Origin of the sequence: Pseudomonas sp. Xaverov 83, assembly GCF_019352905.1 — a bacterium.
Lineage (GTDB): Bacteria > Pseudomonadota > Gammaproteobacteria > Pseudomonadales > Pseudomonadaceae > Aquipseudomonas > Aquipseudomonas yamanorum.
In genome coordinates this window covers 36813-52805 of record NZ_JAAAFU010000019.1, presented here as the reverse complement: position 1 = coordinate 52805, position 15993 = coordinate 36813, and the positions used below count along the sequence as shown (strand labels likewise).

Annotated in this window: 22 protein-coding genes; 10 read left to right on the top strand and 12 right to left on the bottom strand. The window is 59.2% G+C overall.

Annotated features, from left to right (window positions below; all coding sequences use genetic code 11):
* Nucleotides 1-113 precede the first annotated feature (113 nt).
* The 7 genes from murA to K0H47_RS07905 all read right to left on the bottom strand — a co-directional run bounded on the left by murA (nucleotide 114) and on the right by K0H47_RS07905 (nucleotide 4797).
* Nucleotides 114-1379 (bottom strand): UDP-N-acetylglucosamine 1-carboxyvinyltransferase, encoded by a 1266-nt coding sequence (gene murA, locus K0H47_RS07935; protein WP_010170568.1) that lies wholly within the window; start codon nucleotides 1377-1379, stop codon nucleotides 114-116.
* 23 nt (nucleotides 1380-1402) lie between these two features.
* On the bottom strand, nucleotides 1403-1642 hold the full coding sequence (locus tag K0H47_RS07930) for a BolA family protein (protein WP_010170570.1): 240 nt from the start codon (nucleotides 1640-1642) through the stop codon (nucleotides 1403-1405).
* 114 nt (nucleotides 1643-1756) lie between these two features.
* Entirely contained in the window at nucleotides 1757-2062 is a 306-nt protein-coding gene (locus tag K0H47_RS07925) for a lipid asymmetry maintenance protein MlaB (protein WP_093205193.1), read from the bottom strand.
* Entirely contained in the window at nucleotides 2059-2712 is a 654-nt protein-coding gene (locus tag K0H47_RS07920; RefSeq protein ID WP_093205190.1) for a phospholipid-binding protein MlaC, read from the bottom strand. Before K0H47_RS07920 ends, K0H47_RS07925 begins: the two co-directional genes overlap by 4 nt.
* A gap of 11 nt (nucleotides 2713-2723) precedes the next feature.
* Entirely contained in the window at nucleotides 2724-3191 is a 468-nt protein-coding gene (mlaD, locus tag K0H47_RS07915; RefSeq protein ID WP_017477724.1) for an outer membrane lipid asymmetry maintenance protein MlaD, read from the bottom strand.
* On the bottom strand, nucleotides 3191-3988 hold the full coding sequence (gene mlaE, locus K0H47_RS07910; RefSeq protein WP_003216131.1) for a lipid asymmetry maintenance ABC transporter permease subunit MlaE: 798 nt from the start codon (nucleotides 3986-3988) through the stop codon (nucleotides 3191-3193). Before mlaE ends, mlaD begins: the two co-directional genes overlap by 1 nt.
* Nucleotides 3988-4797, bottom strand: coding sequence for an ATP-binding cassette domain-containing protein (locus K0H47_RS07905; protein ID WP_003216128.1), 810 nt, complete (start codon nucleotides 4795-4797; stop codon nucleotides 3988-3990). The genes mlaE and K0H47_RS07905 overlap by 1 nt, the downstream gene beginning before the upstream one ends.
* Nucleotides 4798-5086: 289 nt before the next feature.
* On the opposite strand from K0H47_RS07905, the gene K0H47_RS07900 reads away from it, so the two are divergent.
* The 10 genes from K0H47_RS07900 (at nucleotide 5087) to K0H47_RS07855 (ending at nucleotide 12136) form a co-directional block, all read left to right on the top strand.
* On the top strand, nucleotides 5087-6061 hold the full coding sequence (locus K0H47_RS07900; protein WP_017477726.1) for a KpsF/GutQ family sugar-phosphate isomerase: 975 nt from the start codon (nucleotides 5087-5089) through the stop codon (nucleotides 6059-6061).
* On the top strand, nucleotides 6062-6586 hold the full coding sequence (locus K0H47_RS07895) for an HAD family hydrolase (protein WP_010170579.1): 525 nt from the start codon (nucleotides 6062-6064) through the stop codon (nucleotides 6584-6586).
* Nucleotides 6587-6594: 8 nt separating this feature from the next.
* Nucleotides 6595-7167: an LPS export ABC transporter periplasmic protein LptC gene (lptC, locus tag K0H47_RS07890; RefSeq protein WP_063027162.1), complete on the top strand. Its 573-nt coding sequence runs from the start codon at nucleotides 6595-6597 to the stop codon at nucleotides 7165-7167.
* Nucleotides 7154-7726 carry a lipopolysaccharide transport periplasmic protein LptA gene (gene lptA / locus K0H47_RS07885; RefSeq protein WP_023659193.1) on the top strand — a complete coding sequence of 191 codons (573 nt, stop codon included), beginning with the start codon at nucleotides 7154-7156 and terminating at the stop codon, nucleotides 7724-7726. The genes lptC and lptA overlap by 14 nt, the downstream gene beginning before the upstream one ends.
* Complete coding sequence (gene lptB / locus K0H47_RS07880) at nucleotides 7726-8451, top strand: LPS export ABC transporter ATP-binding protein (protein ID WP_003216119.1); 726 nt, start codon at nucleotides 7726-7728, stop codon at nucleotides 8449-8451. Before lptA ends, lptB begins: the two co-directional genes overlap by 1 nt.
* A 184-nt stretch (nucleotides 8452-8635) precedes the next feature.
* The gene (locus K0H47_RS07875) at nucleotides 8636-10129 is read left to right on the top strand and encodes an RNA polymerase factor sigma-54 (RefSeq protein WP_026078000.1); all 1494 of its coding nucleotides are present in this window, start codon (nucleotides 8636-8638) and stop codon (nucleotides 10127-10129) included.
* Between the two features lie 75 nt (nucleotides 10130-10204).
* On the top strand, nucleotides 10205-10510 hold the full coding sequence (hpf, locus tag K0H47_RS07870; protein WP_017477729.1) for a ribosome hibernation-promoting factor, HPF/YfiA family: 306 nt from the start codon (nucleotides 10205-10207) through the stop codon (nucleotides 10508-10510).
* A gap of 12 nt (nucleotides 10511-10522) precedes the next feature.
* Nucleotides 10523-10987 (top strand): PTS IIA-like nitrogen regulatory protein PtsN, encoded by a 465-nt coding sequence (ptsN, locus tag K0H47_RS07865; RefSeq protein ID WP_063027160.1) that lies wholly within the window; start codon nucleotides 10523-10525, stop codon nucleotides 10985-10987.
* A gap of 2 nt (nucleotides 10988-10989) precedes the next feature.
* Nucleotides 10990-11847, top strand: a complete 858-nt coding sequence (gene rapZ / locus K0H47_RS07860) for an RNase adapter RapZ (protein ID WP_027604814.1) — start codon at nucleotides 10990-10992, stop codon at nucleotides 11845-11847.
* A gap of 16 nt (nucleotides 11848-11863) precedes the next feature.
* Complete coding sequence (locus tag K0H47_RS07855; RefSeq protein WP_017138240.1) at nucleotides 11864-12136, top strand: HPr family phosphocarrier protein; 273 nt, start codon at nucleotides 11864-11866, stop codon at nucleotides 12134-12136.
* Nucleotides 12137-12174: 38 nt separating this feature from the next.
* Here K0H47_RS07855 and K0H47_RS07850 read toward each other — a convergent pair whose 3' ends face one another.
* From K0H47_RS07850 to K0H47_RS07830, 5 genes are read right to left on the bottom strand one after another with little or no spacing between them, the layout of a single operon-like run.
* Entirely contained in the window at nucleotides 12175-13068 is an 894-nt protein-coding gene (locus tag K0H47_RS07850) for a ZIP family metal transporter (protein WP_063027157.1), read from the bottom strand.
* Between the two features lie 31 nt (nucleotides 13069-13099).
* Nucleotides 13100-13711 (bottom strand): superoxide dismutase, encoded by a 612-nt coding sequence (locus K0H47_RS07845; protein ID WP_063027155.1) that lies wholly within the window; start codon nucleotides 13709-13711, stop codon nucleotides 13100-13102.
* A gap of 1 nt (nucleotide 13712) precedes the next feature.
* Nucleotides 13713-14156: a hypothetical protein gene (locus K0H47_RS07840; RefSeq protein ID WP_063027153.1), complete on the bottom strand. Its 444-nt coding sequence runs from the start codon at nucleotides 14154-14156 to the stop codon at nucleotides 13713-13715.
* A 27-nt stretch (nucleotides 14157-14183) separates the two neighbouring features.
* On the bottom strand, nucleotides 14184-15560 hold the full coding sequence (locus tag K0H47_RS07835; protein ID WP_177026169.1) for an aspartate ammonia-lyase: 1377 nt from the start codon (nucleotides 15558-15560) through the stop codon (nucleotides 14184-14186).
* Nucleotides 15553-15948: a hypothetical protein gene (locus K0H47_RS07830; RefSeq protein ID WP_010170602.1), complete on the bottom strand. Its 396-nt coding sequence runs from the start codon at nucleotides 15946-15948 to the stop codon at nucleotides 15553-15555. Before K0H47_RS07830 ends, K0H47_RS07835 begins: the two co-directional genes overlap by 8 nt.
* Between the last annotated feature and the right edge of the window lie 45 nt (nucleotides 15949-15993).

Sequence of the window (15993 nt, the reverse complement as noted above, 5' to 3'; positions counted from 1 at the left end):
TCCCGCTGGGGTGCGAAGCGGCCCTGATCTTTGTTTAAAAAGACTGGGACTGCTGCGCAGTCCAGCGGGAGCAAGCTCCCTCGCCACAATGACCGTGTTTGCAGTTCCTGGAACTAGCCCGGTACGCGGCGGATTTTCGCGCCGAGCATCTGCAGCTTCTCTTCGATGCACTCGTAACCACGGTCTATGTGGTAAATGCGGTCGATCAGGGTATCGCCGTCAGCGCACAGCGCCGAGATCACCAGGCTGGCCGAAGCACGCAGGTCGGTGGCCATCACTGGCGCGCCCTTGAGCTTCTCGATGCCGGTCACGATGGCGGTGTTGCCTTCGACCTGGATCTTGGCGCCCATGCGGTGCAGTTCATACACGTGCATGAAGCGGTTTTCGAAGATGGTCTCGATCACGGCACCGGTGCCTTCAGCAATCGCGTTCAGGGAAATGAACTGCGCCTGCATGTCGGTGGGGAACGCCGGGTACGGAGCAGTACGCACGTTGACGGCTTTTGGCCGCTTGCCGTGCATGTTCAGCTCGATCCAGTCTTCGCCGGTGGTGATCTCGGCGCCCGCTTCCTTGAGTTTTTCCAGGACGGCTTCAAGGATGGTCGGATCGGTGTCCTTGACCTTGACGCGGCCACCAGTGACGGCAGCAGCCACCAGGTAGGTACCGGTCTCGATACGGTCCGGCATCACTTTGTAGGTGGCCGAATGCAGGCGTTTCACACCTTCGATGGTGATGGTGTCGGTGCCGGCGCCTGTGATGTTGGCGCCCATGGCGATCAGGAAGTTGGCCAGGTCGACCACTTCAGGCTCGCGCGCGGCGTTTTGCAGGACGCTGCGGCCGTTGGCCAGGGCAGCAGCCATCATGATGTTCTCGGTACCGGTCACGCTGACGGTATCAAAGAAGAAGTTCGCGCCACGCAGGCCGCCTTCCGGCGCCTTGGCCTTGATGTAGCCGCCTTCGACGTCGATGGTTGCACCCATGGCTTCGAGGCCACGGATGTGCAGGTCCACCGGACGCGAACCGATGGCGCAACCGCCAGGCAGTGCGACTTCGGCTTCGCCGAAACGGGCAACCATCGGGCCCAGTACCAGGATCGAGGCGCGCATGGTTTTCACCAGCTCGTACGGCGCGATCAGGGTCTTGATGGTGCGCGGGTCGATTTCGACGCTGAGTTTCTCGTCGATCACCGGCTCGATGCCCATGCGACCGAACAGCTCGATCATGGTGGTGATGTCGTGCAGGTGCGGCAGGTTGGCCACGGTAACCGGGCCATCGCACAGCAAGGTCGCTGCCAGGATCGGCAGGGCGGAGTTCTTCGCCCCGGAAATACGGATCTCGCCATCAAGACGAGCACCGCCGGTAATAATCAATTTATCCATAAGAATCTCGACGCCTTGGGGGCTCAGGTGCGCTCGGCCCAGGCCGCGCGGCTGAAAAATTTCATAGTGACCGCATGGATGCTGCCATCGGTGATCCACGGGTTCAAATGGGCATAGATCTGCTGCTGACGCTTGACCGGGCTCAATGCCGCCAGTTCATCGCTAATCACGTTCAGCTGGAAGTTGCAGCCTTCGCCCTCAACTTCAACATTAGTTTGGGGCAGCTTTCCTTCAAGGAAGCTTTTAACTTCTAGGGCCTGCATGATCAACCTCTATGGGCGCCCAGTGCGCGCGGGTCGCACATCATACAAAAAAGCCCCGCGCCTGCGAACCCCGCATAGCAGGACTCTGACGGGGGGCTTCTTTAATAATGTGTATTAAGGATGCGCCAACAGCTCGGTCAGACCGGAAACTTCAGCGATTTCACGCATGTCTTCGGGCAACGCACGGATGCTCACCGTTTTTTTGACAGCCTGCGCATCACGCATGAAACACAGCAGCAACGACAAGCCGACACTGCTGGACTTCACCACCGCCGAGCAATCCAGCACCAGCGCGGACGCAGTGCTGGAATTGATCAGCGCTTGGCCCTGCTTGCGCAGGGCTGGCCCGGTGCTGTAATCCAGCACGCCGCTGAGCAGCAGCTCACCGGACTCGCCAAGGCGAATGGCCGACTCGGTCATTGGGCAGACTTCCCGGCAGCTTTGTCGGTTTCTTCCTTGGCCTTGGCCACTTCACCGGCCCAACCATTGATGGTTTTGTCCAGGTCGTTGCCATTGCGCTGCATGGCATCCGCGAACTGGTCACGGAACAGCTTGCCAATGTTGATGCCATTGATCACGACGTTACGCAGTTTCCACTCGCCATTGATCTTCGTCAGGGTATAGGACACCGGATACACCGCGCCATTGGTGCCCTTCACGGTCATGCCAACTTCGGCACGGTCACCCGTTTCGGACTTCGGCGCGTCAACCGTAATGCCCTGGTTGTTGTACTCAAGCAATGCGTTGCCATAGAACTGGAACAGGCCACGCTTGAAATTTTCCTGGAAGCGGGTCATCTGCTCCGGGGTCGCCTTGCGCGAGTACTTGACGGTCATGATGCTTTTGGAAATGCCTTCGGCATCCACCACAGGCCCGACAATCGTGTTCAGCGCGTTATAAAACTGACTCGGGTCTTGCTTGTACTTTTCCTTGTTGGCGCTCAGGTCAGCCAACATCTTGTTGGTGGTGTCCTGCACCAGGTCATGTGCAGAGCCGCCGGCAGCGGCGTTAGCCATCAACGGCAGTGCCGCGAGCAGTACCAACAGGCCACGTCGCAAAGTAGAGATCATCAACACATTCCTCATTTGGCGTCTTTATTGACGGTATTGAGCAGGAATTTACCGATCAAGTCCTCCAGCACCAACGACGACTGTGTGTCATGAATGGTCGAGCCATCCTTGAGCAGAGCTGTTTCCCCGCCCACGCTGATACCGATGTACTTCTCGCCCAGCAAGCCAGCGGTGAGGATAGACGCAGTGGAGTCAGTCGGCAGGTTATCGACCTTCTTGTTCACTTGCATCGTCACCCGGCCGGTGAAGCTGTCGCGGTCCAGATCGATCGCCGTGACCTTGCCGATGGTTACACCCGCCATGGTCACTTTAGCTCTGACAGTCAAACCGGCGATATTGTCGAAGTAGGCGTAAAGTTTATAAGTATCGGCGGTGGGGCTGGCCGATAGGCCGCTGACTCGCAGGGCGAGCAACAGTAAAGCCAGGATGCCAGCCAGCAAGAAAAGGCCGACACCGATTTCCACAGTGCGGTTTTGCATCAGAAATCTCCAAACATCAAGGCGGTCAAAATGAAGTCAAGGCCCAGTACCGCCAACGAGGCGTACACAACGGTCTTGGTGGTGGCGCGACTGATCCCCTCTGAAGTGGGCTCACAGTCGTAGCCTTGGAATACGGCGATCCAGGTCACTACAAAGGCGAAAACGATGCTTTTAATGATGCCATTGAGCACATCACCGCTGAAGGTCACGCTGTTTTGCATATTGCCCCAGTAGGAACCGTCGTAGACCCCCAGCCAGTCAACCGCCACCCATGAACCGCCCCAGATGCCCACCACGCTGAATACCATCGCCAGCAGTGGCAGGGAGATGAAGCCGGCCCACAGGCGCGGGGCAACAATGTACTTGAGCGGGTCGACACCGATCATTTCCAGGCTGGACAGCTGCTCGGTCGCCTTCATGTTGCCGATTTCGGCCGTCAGCGCCGAACCGGCACGCCCGGCAAACAGCAGCGCAGTCACCACCGGGCCCAACTCACGTAACAGCGTCAGCGCAACCATCTGCCCTACCGCCTGTTCGGAGCCGTAGCTGGAAAGGATATTGAAGCCTTGCAGCGCCAGCACCATGCCGATGAATACCCCGGAGACCACAATGATCACCAGGGACATCACACCCACGGAGTGCAGTTGCTTGATCAGTAGGCCAAAACCGCCGCCAATACCGCCGCGGCCGAGCAACGCATGAAACAGGAAAATCGTCGAACGGCCCAGCACACCGATGATATCGATGCCGGAGCGTCCGAAAAGGCGAACCTTTTCGAGTAAAGATGTCTTGCGCATCAGCGCTTCCCCAGAAGATCTGAGCGGTAGTCCGCTGCCGGAAAGTGAAAAGGCACCGGGCCATCGGGATCGCCGGTCATGAATTGGCGAATGCGCGGGTTATCAGCGTTCATCAGCTCTTCAGGCGTGCCCTGCCCCAACACCTGGCCATCGCCCACGACATAAAGGTAGTCGGCGATGCTCGCGGTCTCGGCCAGGTCGTGGGAGACCACGATACTGGTGATACCCAGTGCGTCGTTGAGCAGGCGGATCAGGCGCACCAGGACGCCCATGGCGATCGGGTCCTGGCCAACGAAAGGCTCGTCGTACATGAGAATTTGCGGGTCGAGGGCGATCGCACGCGCCAGGGCGACACGACGCTTCATGCCACCGGACAGCTCGTCGGGCATCAAATCGATGGCACCGCGCAGCCCTACGGCCTGCAATTTCAGCAACACAATGTCACGAATCATCTCATCGGACAGCTGTGTGTGCACCCGCAGCGGGAACGCCACGTTTTCGAATACGTCGAGATCGGTAAACAACGCACCACTCTGGAACAGCACTCCCATGTGCTTGCGCGCATCGAACAGGTCGCTGCGCGAGAGGGTCGGCAGGTTCTGGCCATTGACCCAGACTTCACCGGCGGAGGGGCGCAATTGCATGCCCATCAGGCGCAACAGCGTCGTCTTGCCGCAACCGGAAGGCCCCATAATGCCCGTGACTTTGCCGCGGGGAATGCGAATATCCACATTATTGAAGATGCTGCGCGTACCGCGCTTGAAGGACAGACCCTTCAGCTCGACCGCGTAGGCGTTATCGGCACTCATCTAAACTCCTTGGGATGCAGCCTTTCACTCAGACACCTTGTTTTCGACAAATGCTTGCGCCGAATAGACAAAAAGGCTGCGCGGACCGAACTGGCGGCGAACTATATCACTGCTGGTGCAGCGCCCCCAAGGCCGGAACAGAGCTTGTTCAGAAACAGGACAGGTAATAAATCGCAATATTAAGGGTTGCTCAGAAGCTTGACTAAATAAAGGCTGACGAACTTACGTGAGCGATTCGATCATTACCGCTATAATCGCCGACTTTTCGTCAGGCTATACGATTTCAGACATGAGCCAATCCAGCGACCTTATTCAATCCGCACAACGCACCATCCGCCTCGAGCTTGAAGCCGTAGAAGGTTTGCTGGCCCATATCGACGCGGATTTCGTACGCGCATGCGAGATGATTCTGGCCAGCAAGGGCCGCGTTGTCGTGGTCGGCATGGGCAAATCAGGGCATGTTGGCAACAAGATCGCCGCCACCCTGGCGAGCACCGGGACCACCGCGTTCTTCGTGCATCCGGCCGAAGCCAGCCACGGCGACATGGGCATGATCACCCGGGACGACATCATCCTGGCACTGTCCAACTCTGGCACCACCAACGAAATCGTGACCCTGCTGCCGCTGATCAAGCGCCTGGGCATCCAGTTGATCAGCGTGACCGGCAACCCGGACTCGACGCTGGCAAAAGCCGCTGAAGTGAACTTGAACGTGCACGTTGCCCACGAAGCCTGCCCGCTGAACCTGGCACCGACCTCCTCCACCACCGCCGCCCTGGTCATGGGCGATGCGCTGGCCGTGGCCCTGCTGGAAGCCCGCGGGTTCACCGCCGAAGACTTCGCGTTTTCCCACCCGGGCGGCGCCTTGGGCCGTCGTCTGCTGCTTAAAGTGGAAAATGTGATGCACGCCGGCGACGAGTTGCCGCAAGTGGCGCGGGGCACCCTGCTTAAAGACGCCTTGATGGAAATGACCCTCAAGCGCCTGGGCATGACCGTGATCCTGGAAGACGACGGGCGCCTGGCCGGGGTTTTCACCGACGGTGACCTGCGTCGCACTCTGGACCGCAACCTCGACATCCAGACCGCCACCATCGACGAAGTCATGACGCCCCACGGCAAGACCGCCCGCCCTGACATGCTTGCAGCCGAAGCGCTGAAGATCATGGAAGACCATAAAATCCTGGCGCTGGTGGTGGTCGACAGTGACGACCGCCCGGTTGGCGCCCTGAACATGCACGATTTGCTGCGTGCGGGAGTGATGTAAATGACCACCGACCTGTTGCAACGGGGCAAAAACATCAAGCTGGCGATTTTCGACGTCGACGGCGTGCTGACGGATGGCCGCCTGTACTTCCTGGAAGACGGCAGCGAATTCAAGACCTTCAACACCCTCGACGGCCAAGGCATCAAGATGCTGATGGCGGCGGGCGTGCAAACCGGCATCATCAGCGGTCGCAAGACCCCGGTTGTGGAACGCCGCGCACAAAACCTGGGGATTCCTCACCTGTATCAGGGCCGCGAGGATAAACTGGTGGTTCTGGACGAGCTTCTTGGCCAACTCAACCTAAGCTATGAGCAGGTTGCGTACCTGGGTGACGATTTACCCGACCTGCCGGTGATTCGCCGGGTCGGCCTGGGCATGGCCGTGGCCAATGCTGCGGCGTTCGTTCGCGAACACGCCCATGGTGTAACCACCGCCCGTGGCGGCGAAGGCGCCGCCCGTGAGTTCTGCGAACTGATTCTGCGCGCCCAAGGCAGCCTTGAAGCGGCCCACGCCGCCTACCTATAGAGCGTTTTATGCTGAGTAAAAAGATTCGCAATTTCCTGATACTTGCAGTCATCGCCGCGGTTTTTCTCGCGGTCGGTTATTGGAATATCAGCCCGGAGCGCTTCCTCGACAAGCCTGTTGCCCAGGTTGACGAGAGCGCTATCGACTATTACGCCATCAACGCCCACAGCATTCAGTACCTGCCGGATGGCAAGGTTCAGTATGAAATGACCTCTGACAAGGTCGAACACTTGAAGGCATCCGAGGTCACCTTATTGACCAAGCCGGACATGAACCTGTATCGCGGTGCCGAATTTCCGTGGCACGTCACCAGCGAGCGTGGCGAAGTCAACCCGGACGGCACCCAAGTGGAATTGATTGACTCGGTTCGCGTAGCCCGTACCGACGCCAAGGACCGCGAGACCATTATTACCAGCAGTCGCATGACCGTATTCCCACAGAAGCAATATGCGCAGACCGAGCAAGACGTTAGAATTGACGGCGCTGGCGGTGTATCGACTGGCAAGGGAATGAAAGCGTATTTGAAAGAAAGCAGGATACACCTGCTATCGAACGTAAGAGGACAGTATGAGGCTCGTTAAAACCCTCCCTATTTTGCTCGGCCTGGGCGCAGCACTGGGAAGCGTGAGCGCCTGGGCTCTGCCGAACGATAGCCAGCAACCGATCCACATTCAGGCTGACGATGCGCAGCTGGATGACAAGCAAGGTATCGCGACCTACACCGGCAGCGTGATCATCACCCAAGGCTCGATGAAAGTGACGGGTAATACCGTGACACTGACTCGCACCCCGGCAGGCGATATCGACGTGGTCACTTCGGTGGGCAACCTGGCGTATTTCGAACAGCTGCAGAAAGTGGGCGATCCTACGCCGGTCAAAGGCTATGGCAAGACGATCCAGTACCACGCCCAGCAAAACCGTATCGTGCTGATCGACCAGGCCCGCGTCATCAATGACGGCAACACCACCGACGGCGAAAAAATCGTCTACGACACGGTGAAGCAGATTGCCCAGGCCGGTCGCGCCACCGGTTCGAAAATCAGCACGCCGAAGCCGCGTATCGACATGGTTATCCAGCCGAAGCAGAAACCGGGCGCAGCCCAGCCGGCGCCGAAACCCGACGCGAAGAAGGCGAATTAATGGCAACCCTGAAAGCCCAGCATCTGGCCAAGGCCTATAAAAGCCGTCAGGTCGTGCGCGATGTCAGCCTGTCGATCGACAGCGGGCAGATCGTCGGCTTGCTCGGCCCCAACGGTGCCGGCAAGACCACCTGTTTCTACATGATCGTCGGCCTGGTACAGGCCGATCAAGGCCGCGTCCTGATCGACGACCTGGACGTGAGCCACCAGCCTATGCACGGTCGTGCGCAGGCGGGTATCGGCTATCTTCCCCAGGAAGCATCGATCTTCCGCAAACTGTCGGTTTCCGACAACATCATGGCCATCCTCGAGACCCGCAAGGAACTCGACCGCGCCGGGCGCAAGAAAGAGCTGGAAAGCCTGCTGCAGGAATTCCATATCAACCACATTCGCGACAACCTCGGCATGAGCCTTTCCGGCGGCGAGCGGCGTCGTGTGGAAATCGCCCGAGCCCTGGCCACTGCGCCGAAGTTCATCCTGCTGGACGAACCCTTCGCCGGTGTCGACCCGATCTCCGTCGGCGACATCAAGCAGATCATCCATCATCTCAAGGCCAAGGGCATCGGTGTATTGATCACCGACCACAACGTCCGCGAGACCCTCGATATCTGCGAAACCGCGTATATCGTCAACGATGGACAGCTGATTGCCGAAGGTGACTCCGCCACTATCCTGGCCAACGAACTGGTCAAGGAAGTGTATCTGGGTCACGAGTTCCGCCTGTAAACACGGTGGTATCAGGCCATTCGCCATGGAGCGCGGTAGTCAATAAAAACCTCATTATTTTTATTGTTACCGTGCTCTAGGCAAAGCCCCCGATATCAGGCATATAATTTGCTTATGTTTGGCGCTCACGCGCCCTGTCGTGGATGGCGCATTGCGCCGGCGAATAAGGTGTTAAGCCCCTGCCATGAAACCATCGCTAGTCCTGAGAATGGGCCAGCAGCTGACGATGACACCGCAGCTGCAACAGGCCATCCGCCTGCTCCAATTGTCGACCCTGGACCTGCAACAGGAAATCCAGGAGGCCCTGGAGTCCAATCCGATGCTCGAACGCCAGGAAGAAGGCGACGACTTCGATAATGCAGACCCGCTAGCCGACAACATCGAGCAAAAGCCCAACCCTGACGTACAGGAACCCTCCTACCAGGAAACCGCCCCCACGGTGGACAACCTTGAGGAAGGCGAATGGAACGAACGCATTCCCAACGAGCTTCCCGTGGACACCGCCTGGGAAGACGTCTACCAGACCAGCGCCAGCAGCCTGCCGAGCAATGATGATGACGAGTGGGACTTCACCACCCGCACGTCCGCCGGCGAGAGCCTGCAGAGCCATTTGCTCTGGCAACTGAACCTGGCCCCGATGTCCGATACCGATCGCCTGATCGCTGTGACCCTGATCGATTGCATCAACAATCAGGGCTACCTGGACGAGACCCTTGAGGAGATCCTCGAGGCCTTCGACCCGGAACTGGACATCGAACTGGACGAAATTGAAGCCGTCCTGCACCGCATCCAGCAATTCGAGCCAGCCGGCATCGGCGCCCGCACCCTCAGCGAGTGCCTGCTGCTGCAATTGCGCCAATTGCCGGCCAAGACTCCATGGCTGGCCGAAGCGCAGCGCCTGGTCACCGACTATATCGACCTGCTGGGCAGCCGCGACTACAGCCAACTGATGCGCCGCATGAAGCTCAAGGAAGATGACCTGCGCCAGATCATCGAGCTGGTACAGAGCCTCAACCCGCGCCCTGGATCGCAGATCGAGTCCAGTGAAGCCGAATATGTCGTGCCCGATGTCATCGTGCGCAAGGACAACGAGCGCTGGCTGGTGGAGCTGAACCAGGAATCGGTACCGCGCCTGCGGGTCAATCCGCAATACGCAGGTTTTGTACGCCGCGCCGACACCAGCGCCGACAACACCTTCATGCGCAACCAGTTGCAGGAAGCCCGCTGGTTCATCAAGAGCCTGCAAAGCCGCAACGAAACCCTGATGAAAGTCGCCACCCAGATCGTCGAGCACCAGCGCGGCTTCCTGGAATACGGCGATGAAGCAATGAAGCCGTTGGTTCTGCATGACATCGCCGAGGCGGTAGGCATGCACGAATCAACGATTTCCCGAGTGACCACACAAAAATTCATGCATACCCCACGGGGTATTTATGAGCTGAAATACTTTTTCTCCAGCCACGTCAGCACCTCCGAAGGCGGCGAATGCTCGTCCACGGCGATCCGCGCAATCATCAAAAAACTGGTTGCCGCGGAAAATCAGAAAAAGCCGTTGAGTGACAGCAAGATCGCTGGTTTACTGGAGGCACAAGGCATTCAGGTCGCCCGTCGAACCGTCGCCAAGTACCGCGAGTCCCTTGGGATCGCGCCTTCCAGCGAGCGTAAACGTTTGATGTGACGGGCGGGCCATAGCGTTCCAGTGACGGGTATTCCTACCCGTCGCTTTATGCACTGGCAACGAAGGAGAAGCTGTATGCAAGTCAACATCAGTGGACACCATGTAGAAGTCACCCCTCCATTGCGCGAATACGTCGAGCTGAAGCTGAGGAAGCTTGAGGGCCATTTCGACAAGATCACCAACGTGCAGGTCATCATGAAGGTCGACAAGCTTCAGCAGAAAATTGAAGCGACACTTCAGATACCTGGTGGCGAAGTGGTCGCCAATGCCGAACATGAAGACATGTATGCATCAATCGACTTGCTCACAGACAAGCTTGACCGCCAACTTAAAAAGCATAAGGAAAAGCAGCAGAGCCTTCTTCAAGGCACTGGCCGCTAACACTCCCCACCCATGATCCGACTTGAAACCATCCTGACCCCCGGCCGTTCCCTCGTGAACGTGCCGGGCGGCAGTAAAAAGCGTGCCCTCGAACAAATTGCCAACCTGATCGGCCGCGAAGTGCCCGAAATGGATACGCAAGCTGTGTACGAGGCCCTGATTGCCCGTGAAAAGCTCGGCTCGACCGGCTTTGGCAACGGCATCGCCATTCCTCACTGCCGCCTGCAAGGCTGCGAGTCTCCAGTCAGCGCCCTGCTGCACCTGGACGCCCCTATCGACTTCGACGCCATCGACGGCGCCCCGGTTGACCTGCTGTTTGTACTGTTGGTCCCGCAAGCCGCCACCGATGCGCACCTGGAACTGCTTCGACAAATCGCCAGCATGCTCGACCGCAAAGAAGTACGCGACAAACTGCGCAGCGCCCCCAGCAATGAGGCGCTCTATCAGGTTGTCCTGGATGAACAAAACGGGCATTAATCATGCGTTTGATCATCGTCAGCGGCCGTTCCGGCTCAGGTAAAAGCACGGCCCTCAATGTTCTTGAGGACAACGGCTTCTATTGCATCGACAACCTGCCCGCTGGCCTGCTGCCGGAACTGGCGGAACGCGCCCTGATTCACACTGAGCTCGCGCAACCGCTGGTCGCCGTATCGATCGACGCGCGCAACCTGCCCAGCCACCTCACACGTTTCCCGGAACTGCTCGAAGAAGTACGGGCCAAGCACATCCACTGCGATGTGCTGTACCTGGACGCCGATGAAGAGACGCTGCTCAAGCGCTTCTCCGAAACCCGTCGTCGCCACCCGTTGAGCAGCCCCCATCGTTCCTTGGCCGAAGCCATCGAGGACGAAACCAAACTGCTGGGACCGATCATTGACCTGGCCGACCTCAAGATCAACACCACCAGCCTGAACCTGTATCAACTGCGGGATGCGATCAAGCTGCGCCTGCTGAATCAGCCGGAGCCGGGCACTGCTTTTCTAGTGGAGTCGTTTGGCTTCAAGCGCGGCATGCCTGTGGATGCCGACCTGGTGTTTGATGTGCGCTGCCTGCCCAACCCGTACTGGAAGCCGGAGCTGCGCGATCAGTCCGGGCTGGACCAACCTGTGGCCGATTACTTGGCGGCGCAACCGGATGTCGAGGAGATGTTCCAGGACATCTCCAGCTACCTGCTCAAGTGGCTGCCGCGTTTTGCGGCCAGCAACCGGGCTTATGTCACCATCGCCATTGGCTGCACCGGCGGCCATCACCGTTCCGTCTACCTGACCGAACGCCTGGGCCAGGTGCTGCAACAAACCCTCAAGAACGTCCAGGTTCGCCACCGCGACCTCAGCTGAAAGGAACACCTCCGCGATGCCCGCTCTGGAAATTGAAATCATCAACAAGCTGGGCCTGCACGCCCGGGCCTCGGCAAAGTTCGTCGGCGTCGCCGGGCAGTTCCCTTGCCAGATTCGCGCCGGGCGCACTCCCGAATCCATGGTCGACGGCAAAAGCATCATGGCCATGATGATGCTGGCTGCGGGCAAGGGCACGAAGATTCATCTGAAGACCGAAGGCGAGCAAGAGCAGGAAGCGATGGATGCGCTGGTGAAGTTGATCAATAACTACTTCGACGAAGGCGAGTAAACCCGCCTTCCTGTGACCGAGTGAAGCCGGATGCGGCTTCACCCCAATGCTGTATCCATCACCATCATCAAACAGAACCCGATGCACAGCCCCAAGCTGGCAAGCTTGTCATGGCCATTGCGCCGCGACTCGGGAATGACTTCGTGAGTCACCACCAGCAGCATCGCCCCGGCCGCCAGTGCCAGCCCCAACGGCAACAGCACCTCCGCCAGGCTCACCAGCCAGGCGCACAGCACCGCAAACACCGGCTCCACCAGGCCTGACGCCGCCCCGATCAGGAACGCCTTGACCCGCGACATCCCTGCCCCGGCCAGCACCAGCGCAATCACCAATCCCTCCGGCACATCCTGCAAGGCGATGCCCATGGCCAGGCTGTCGGCATCGGGCATGCCGCCGCCTGCCGAGACACCCACGGCCATGCCTTCGGGAATGTTGTGGGCAATGATGGCGAACACAAACAGCCAGATACGCGGCGGTATCACCGGGTGTTCCGGACTGCCCACCAGCATTTCCGGGCTGGCGCCGGAGACCTTGCGATCCACCAGGTACAACCCGAACGCGCCCAGCATGATGCCGAAACTGATCAAGCCACTGGCGGCCCAAGGCGTCAGCCCCAGGCTTTGCGCAGCCGCAATACCCGGCACGATCAGCGAAAACGCCGTCGCGGCCAGCATTACCCCGGCACCGAAGCCGAGCAGCGTGTCGCTCACCGCCAACGGCATTCGGCGGATCACCAGTACCGGCACAGCGCCCAAGGCGGTGCCAAGCGCGCAAATGGCACCACCTTGCAAGGCCCGCAGAATGCGGGGTTCCAGGTCAAGCCAGGCCAGCCCTTGGGCCACCAGCAACGCGGTTCCCGCCAATAGCAGCAGCGAGCCAAACGCATAACGAAACATTCGCACGCTGCTGATCGCCAGTGTTTCAGTGCCCATAGTCGGCCTTAGATCTTGTTATAGAAGAGTGTCAGCCCAGCGCCGCCTGATAGCGTCCGGCAACTTCCGGCCAGTTGATGACGCTGTAGAACGCATTGATGTATTCCGGACGACGGTTTTGGTACAGCAGGTAGTAAGCGTGTTCCCAGACGTCCAGGCCGAGGATTGGCGTATTGCCGCCCATCAGCGGGCTGTCCTGGTTGCCGCTGCTTTCCACCACCAGGGTCTTTTGCGGGGTCACGCTCAACCACGCCCAGCCACTGCCAAAACGGGTCAAGGCAGCTTTGGTGAACGCTTCTTTGAACGCATCGAAACCGCCCAACTGTTCGTCGATGGCTTTGCCCAGCGCACCATCCGGTTTGCCGCCGCCCTTGGGCGACATCACTGCCCAGAACAACGAGTGGTTAGCATGACCGCCGCCCTGGTTGATCACCGCCGCCCGCAGCCTTTCCGGCAGTTGTTGGACGCTGGACACCAGTTTCTCCACCGGCCAACCGGCAAACTCGGTGCCTTCGACAGCCGCGTTTAAGTTGTTGATGTAGGTCTGGTGATGCTTGGTGTAGTGGATCTCCATGGTTTGCGCATCGATATGCGGTTCAAGGGCATCGTAGGCGTAAGGCAGGGCCGGCAAGGTGTAGGACATATCAATGAGCTCCATAAAAAGGGCTGTTGCGGGTCGACGCATCCGATGGCGCCACGTTGCTGCCCAGCAGGCGGTGGGTACGCGGGTACTCACCGTGGTCGCTGATGAAATTCAGCAGTTCGACGTAGGTCTTGCTGCTCTGGCGCAGGGCCGCCTCCCGCAACTGCGGGTTCAGGCGTGTGTCCTGCATGGTCTGCAACAAGCGCTGGTGAATGGCGCAGAGGTATTCCGCGCTTTCTTCCGGCTGGTTCAGGCGCAGATGCAGGTCGGCCAGGTTGTGATGAGAAATGACGCAAGCCGCCACCGCTTCGTCGGCATCCGCCCAGCGCTCAAACAACACTTGAGCCAGCGCCAGGGCTTGCAGATAGGCCTCGCGGGCGTCTACCAGCTCGCCCGCCATAAAGCAGCGATTGGCCCGTTCGATCGTGCGTTTCCAGTGCTCCATGGTGAGCCTCCAAAGCAGGGTCGGTGATTACACGCCGCCGGCCGTGAGCTTTTCCGGATCCAGCAGGATTTCCAGTTGGCTGCGGGGCAAGTCGGTGTGTTCGAGCGCCACGTCAATCACCGGGCGGCCTTGTTGATAGGCCTTCTTGGCGATTTCGGCGGCCTTTTGGTAACCGATGATCGGGTTGAGTGCGGTCACCAGGATCGGGTTGCGCGACAGCGCTTCCTTGAGCTTGGCTTCGTTGACCTTGAAGCTGGCGATGGCCTTGTCCGCCAACAGGCGGCTGGAGTTGGCCAGCAATTCCAGGCTGCTGAGCAGATTCTGGGCAATGATCGGCAGCATCACGTTGAGTTCGAAGTTGCCGGACTGGCCAGCGATGGTGATCACCGTGTCATTGCCGATCACCTGTGCGGCAACCATGGCGGTAGCTTCCGGGATCACCGGGTTGACCTTGCCCGGCATGATCGAGGAGCCCGGTTGCAGGCCTTCCAGCTCGATCTCACCGAGGCCGGCCAACGGGCCGGAGTTCATCCAGCGCAGATCGTTGGCGATTTTCATCAAGGACACGGCGGTGGTCTTGAGCTGCCCCGAGACCGCGACAGCGGTGTCCTGGGAACCGATCAATGCAAACAGGTTCTTGCCCGGCGTGAACTGAACGTGGGTCAGGCTGCTCAGTTGCTGGCTGAAACGCGCCGCAAACTCCGGATGCGCATTGATCCCGGTGCCGACTGCAGTGCCGCCCTGGGCCAGCGCCTGCAAACTTGGCAGCAGGTCTTGCAGATGGCCGATATTCGCCTTGAGCTGTTGAGCCCAACCATTGAGCACCTGGCTCATGCGCACCGGCATCGCGTCCATTAGGTGCGTCCGGCCGGTCTTGACGAAGCGGTGCACCTCTTCGGCCTTGTGTTCGATCACCTGTACCAAGTGCAACAGCGCCGGCAGGGTTTGCTCATGCAACACCAGCGCTGCGCTGACGTGAATGGTGGTCGGGATGATGTCGTTGCTGCTTTGGCCGCAGTTGACGTGATCGTTGGGGTTCACCGGCTCCCCCAGCAAGCGGCTGGCCAGGGTCGCAATCACTTCGTTGGCATTCATGTTGGAGCTGGTGCCGGAGCCGGTCTGGAAGATATCCACCGGGAAGTGCTGCATGAAGTCGCCTTCCAGCAAGCCTTGGGCCGCATCGACGATGGCCTTGCCTTGGGCTTCGCTCAGTTGTTTCAGCTCAACGTTGGCCTTGGCGGCAGCAGCCTTGGCCAGGATCAGCGCACGAATGAACTGCGCCGGCATGCGCAGGTGGCTGATGGGAAAGTTGTTCACCGCACGCTGGGTTTGCGCGCCATACAAGGCCTCGGCGGGCACTTGCAGTTCGCCCATGCTGTCACGTTCGATACGGGTGTTACTCATCGGAAGATCCTTGCACCAAGTCGGAGTGAGAAATGGATGGAAGCAATTCGCAGGTCGCCAATTGCCAGGCAAAGGTCTGCCAGCGCTTGAGGCGGCAGGCACAGTGGGAAAGTTTTTCCAGGTCGCGCAACGGGCGCCAGGCCTGGTCCAGGCACATGGACCGCCAGTGCCAGGGCAAGGCGATATCGGAGGCGGTGTCGAGCAGCAGGCGGAATGAGGTTTCGCCGATGGTCCACGGGTGGGTCGCGGTGCAACAGGCGAGGTACCGGCCTTCGGCCAGGTAATGTTCGATCAGGCGGGGCTCGTCGGGATCAAGGCCGCAGCGAATCTGACGACTCATCCAACGCCAGCTTTCCAGGTAGGGATCCTCATGCAGGACAGAACTCATGATCCACACTCATTCGGTAATGATATTTATTATTAAATGATATTG

Excerpts from the sequence above, each read along its gene's own strand:
- murA (WP_010170568.1), bottom strand. The coding sequence starts at position 1,379 with ATGGATAAATTGATTATTACCGGCGGTGCTCGTCTTGATGGCGAGATC.
- K0H47_RS07930 (WP_010170570.1), bottom strand. The coding sequence starts at position 1,642 with ATGCAGGCCCTAGAAGTTAAAAGCTTCCTTGAAGGAAAGCTGCCCCAA.
- K0H47_RS07925 (WP_093205193.1), bottom strand. The coding sequence starts at position 2,062 with ATGACCGAGTCGGCCATTCGCCTTGGCGAGTCCGGTGAGCTGCTGCTC.
- K0H47_RS07920 (WP_093205190.1), bottom strand. The coding sequence starts at position 2,712 with ATGATCTCTACTTTGCGACGTGGCCTGTTGGTACTGCTCGCGGCACTG.
- mlaD (WP_017477724.1), bottom strand. The coding sequence starts at position 3,191 with ATGCAAAACCGCACTGTGGAAATCGGTGTCGGCCTTTTCTTGCTGGCT.
- mlaE (WP_003216131.1), bottom strand. The coding sequence starts at position 3,988 with ATGCGCAAGACATCTTTACTCGAAAAGGTTCGCCTTTTCGGACGCTCC.
- K0H47_RS07905 (WP_003216128.1), bottom strand. The coding sequence starts at position 4,797 with ATGAGTGCCGATAACGCCTACGCGGTCGAGCTGAAGGGTCTGTCCTTC.
- K0H47_RS07900 (WP_017477726.1), top strand. The coding sequence starts at position 5,087 with ATGAGCCAATCCAGCGACCTTATTCAATCCGCACAACGCACCATCCGC.
- K0H47_RS07895 (WP_010170579.1), top strand. The coding sequence starts at position 6,062 with ATGACCACCGACCTGTTGCAACGGGGCAAAAACATCAAGCTGGCGATT.
- lptC (WP_063027162.1), top strand. The coding sequence starts at position 6,595 with ATGCTGAGTAAAAAGATTCGCAATTTCCTGATACTTGCAGTCATCGCC.
- lptA (WP_023659193.1), top strand. The coding sequence starts at position 7,154 with ATGAGGCTCGTTAAAACCCTCCCTATTTTGCTCGGCCTGGGCGCAGCA.
- lptB (WP_003216119.1), top strand. The coding sequence starts at position 7,726 with ATGGCAACCCTGAAAGCCCAGCATCTGGCCAAGGCCTATAAAAGCCGT.
- K0H47_RS07875 (WP_026078000.1), top strand. The coding sequence starts at position 8,636 with ATGAAACCATCGCTAGTCCTGAGAATGGGCCAGCAGCTGACGATGACA.
- hpf (WP_017477729.1), top strand. The coding sequence starts at position 10,205 with ATGCAAGTCAACATCAGTGGACACCATGTAGAAGTCACCCCTCCATTG.
- ptsN (WP_063027160.1), top strand. The coding sequence starts at position 10,523 with ATGATCCGACTTGAAACCATCCTGACCCCCGGCCGTTCCCTCGTGAAC.
- rapZ (WP_027604814.1), top strand. The coding sequence starts at position 10,990 with ATGCGTTTGATCATCGTCAGCGGCCGTTCCGGCTCAGGTAAAAGCACG.
- K0H47_RS07855 (WP_017138240.1), top strand. The coding sequence starts at position 11,864 with ATGCCCGCTCTGGAAATTGAAATCATCAACAAGCTGGGCCTGCACGCC.
- K0H47_RS07850 (WP_063027157.1), bottom strand. The coding sequence starts at position 13,068 with ATGGGCACTGAAACACTGGCGATCAGCAGCGTGCGAATGTTTCGTTAT.
- K0H47_RS07845 (WP_063027155.1), bottom strand. The coding sequence starts at position 13,711 with ATGTCCTACACCTTGCCGGCCCTGCCTTACGCCTACGATGCCCTTGAA.
- K0H47_RS07840 (WP_063027153.1), bottom strand. The coding sequence starts at position 14,156 with ATGGAGCACTGGAAACGCACGATCGAACGGGCCAATCGCTGCTTTATG.
- K0H47_RS07835 (WP_177026169.1), bottom strand. The coding sequence starts at position 15,560 with ATGAGTAACACCCGTATCGAACGTGACAGCATGGGCGAACTGCAAGTG.
- K0H47_RS07830 (WP_010170602.1), bottom strand. The coding sequence starts at position 15,948 with ATGAGTTCTGTCCTGCATGAGGATCCCTACCTGGAAAGCTGGCGTTGG.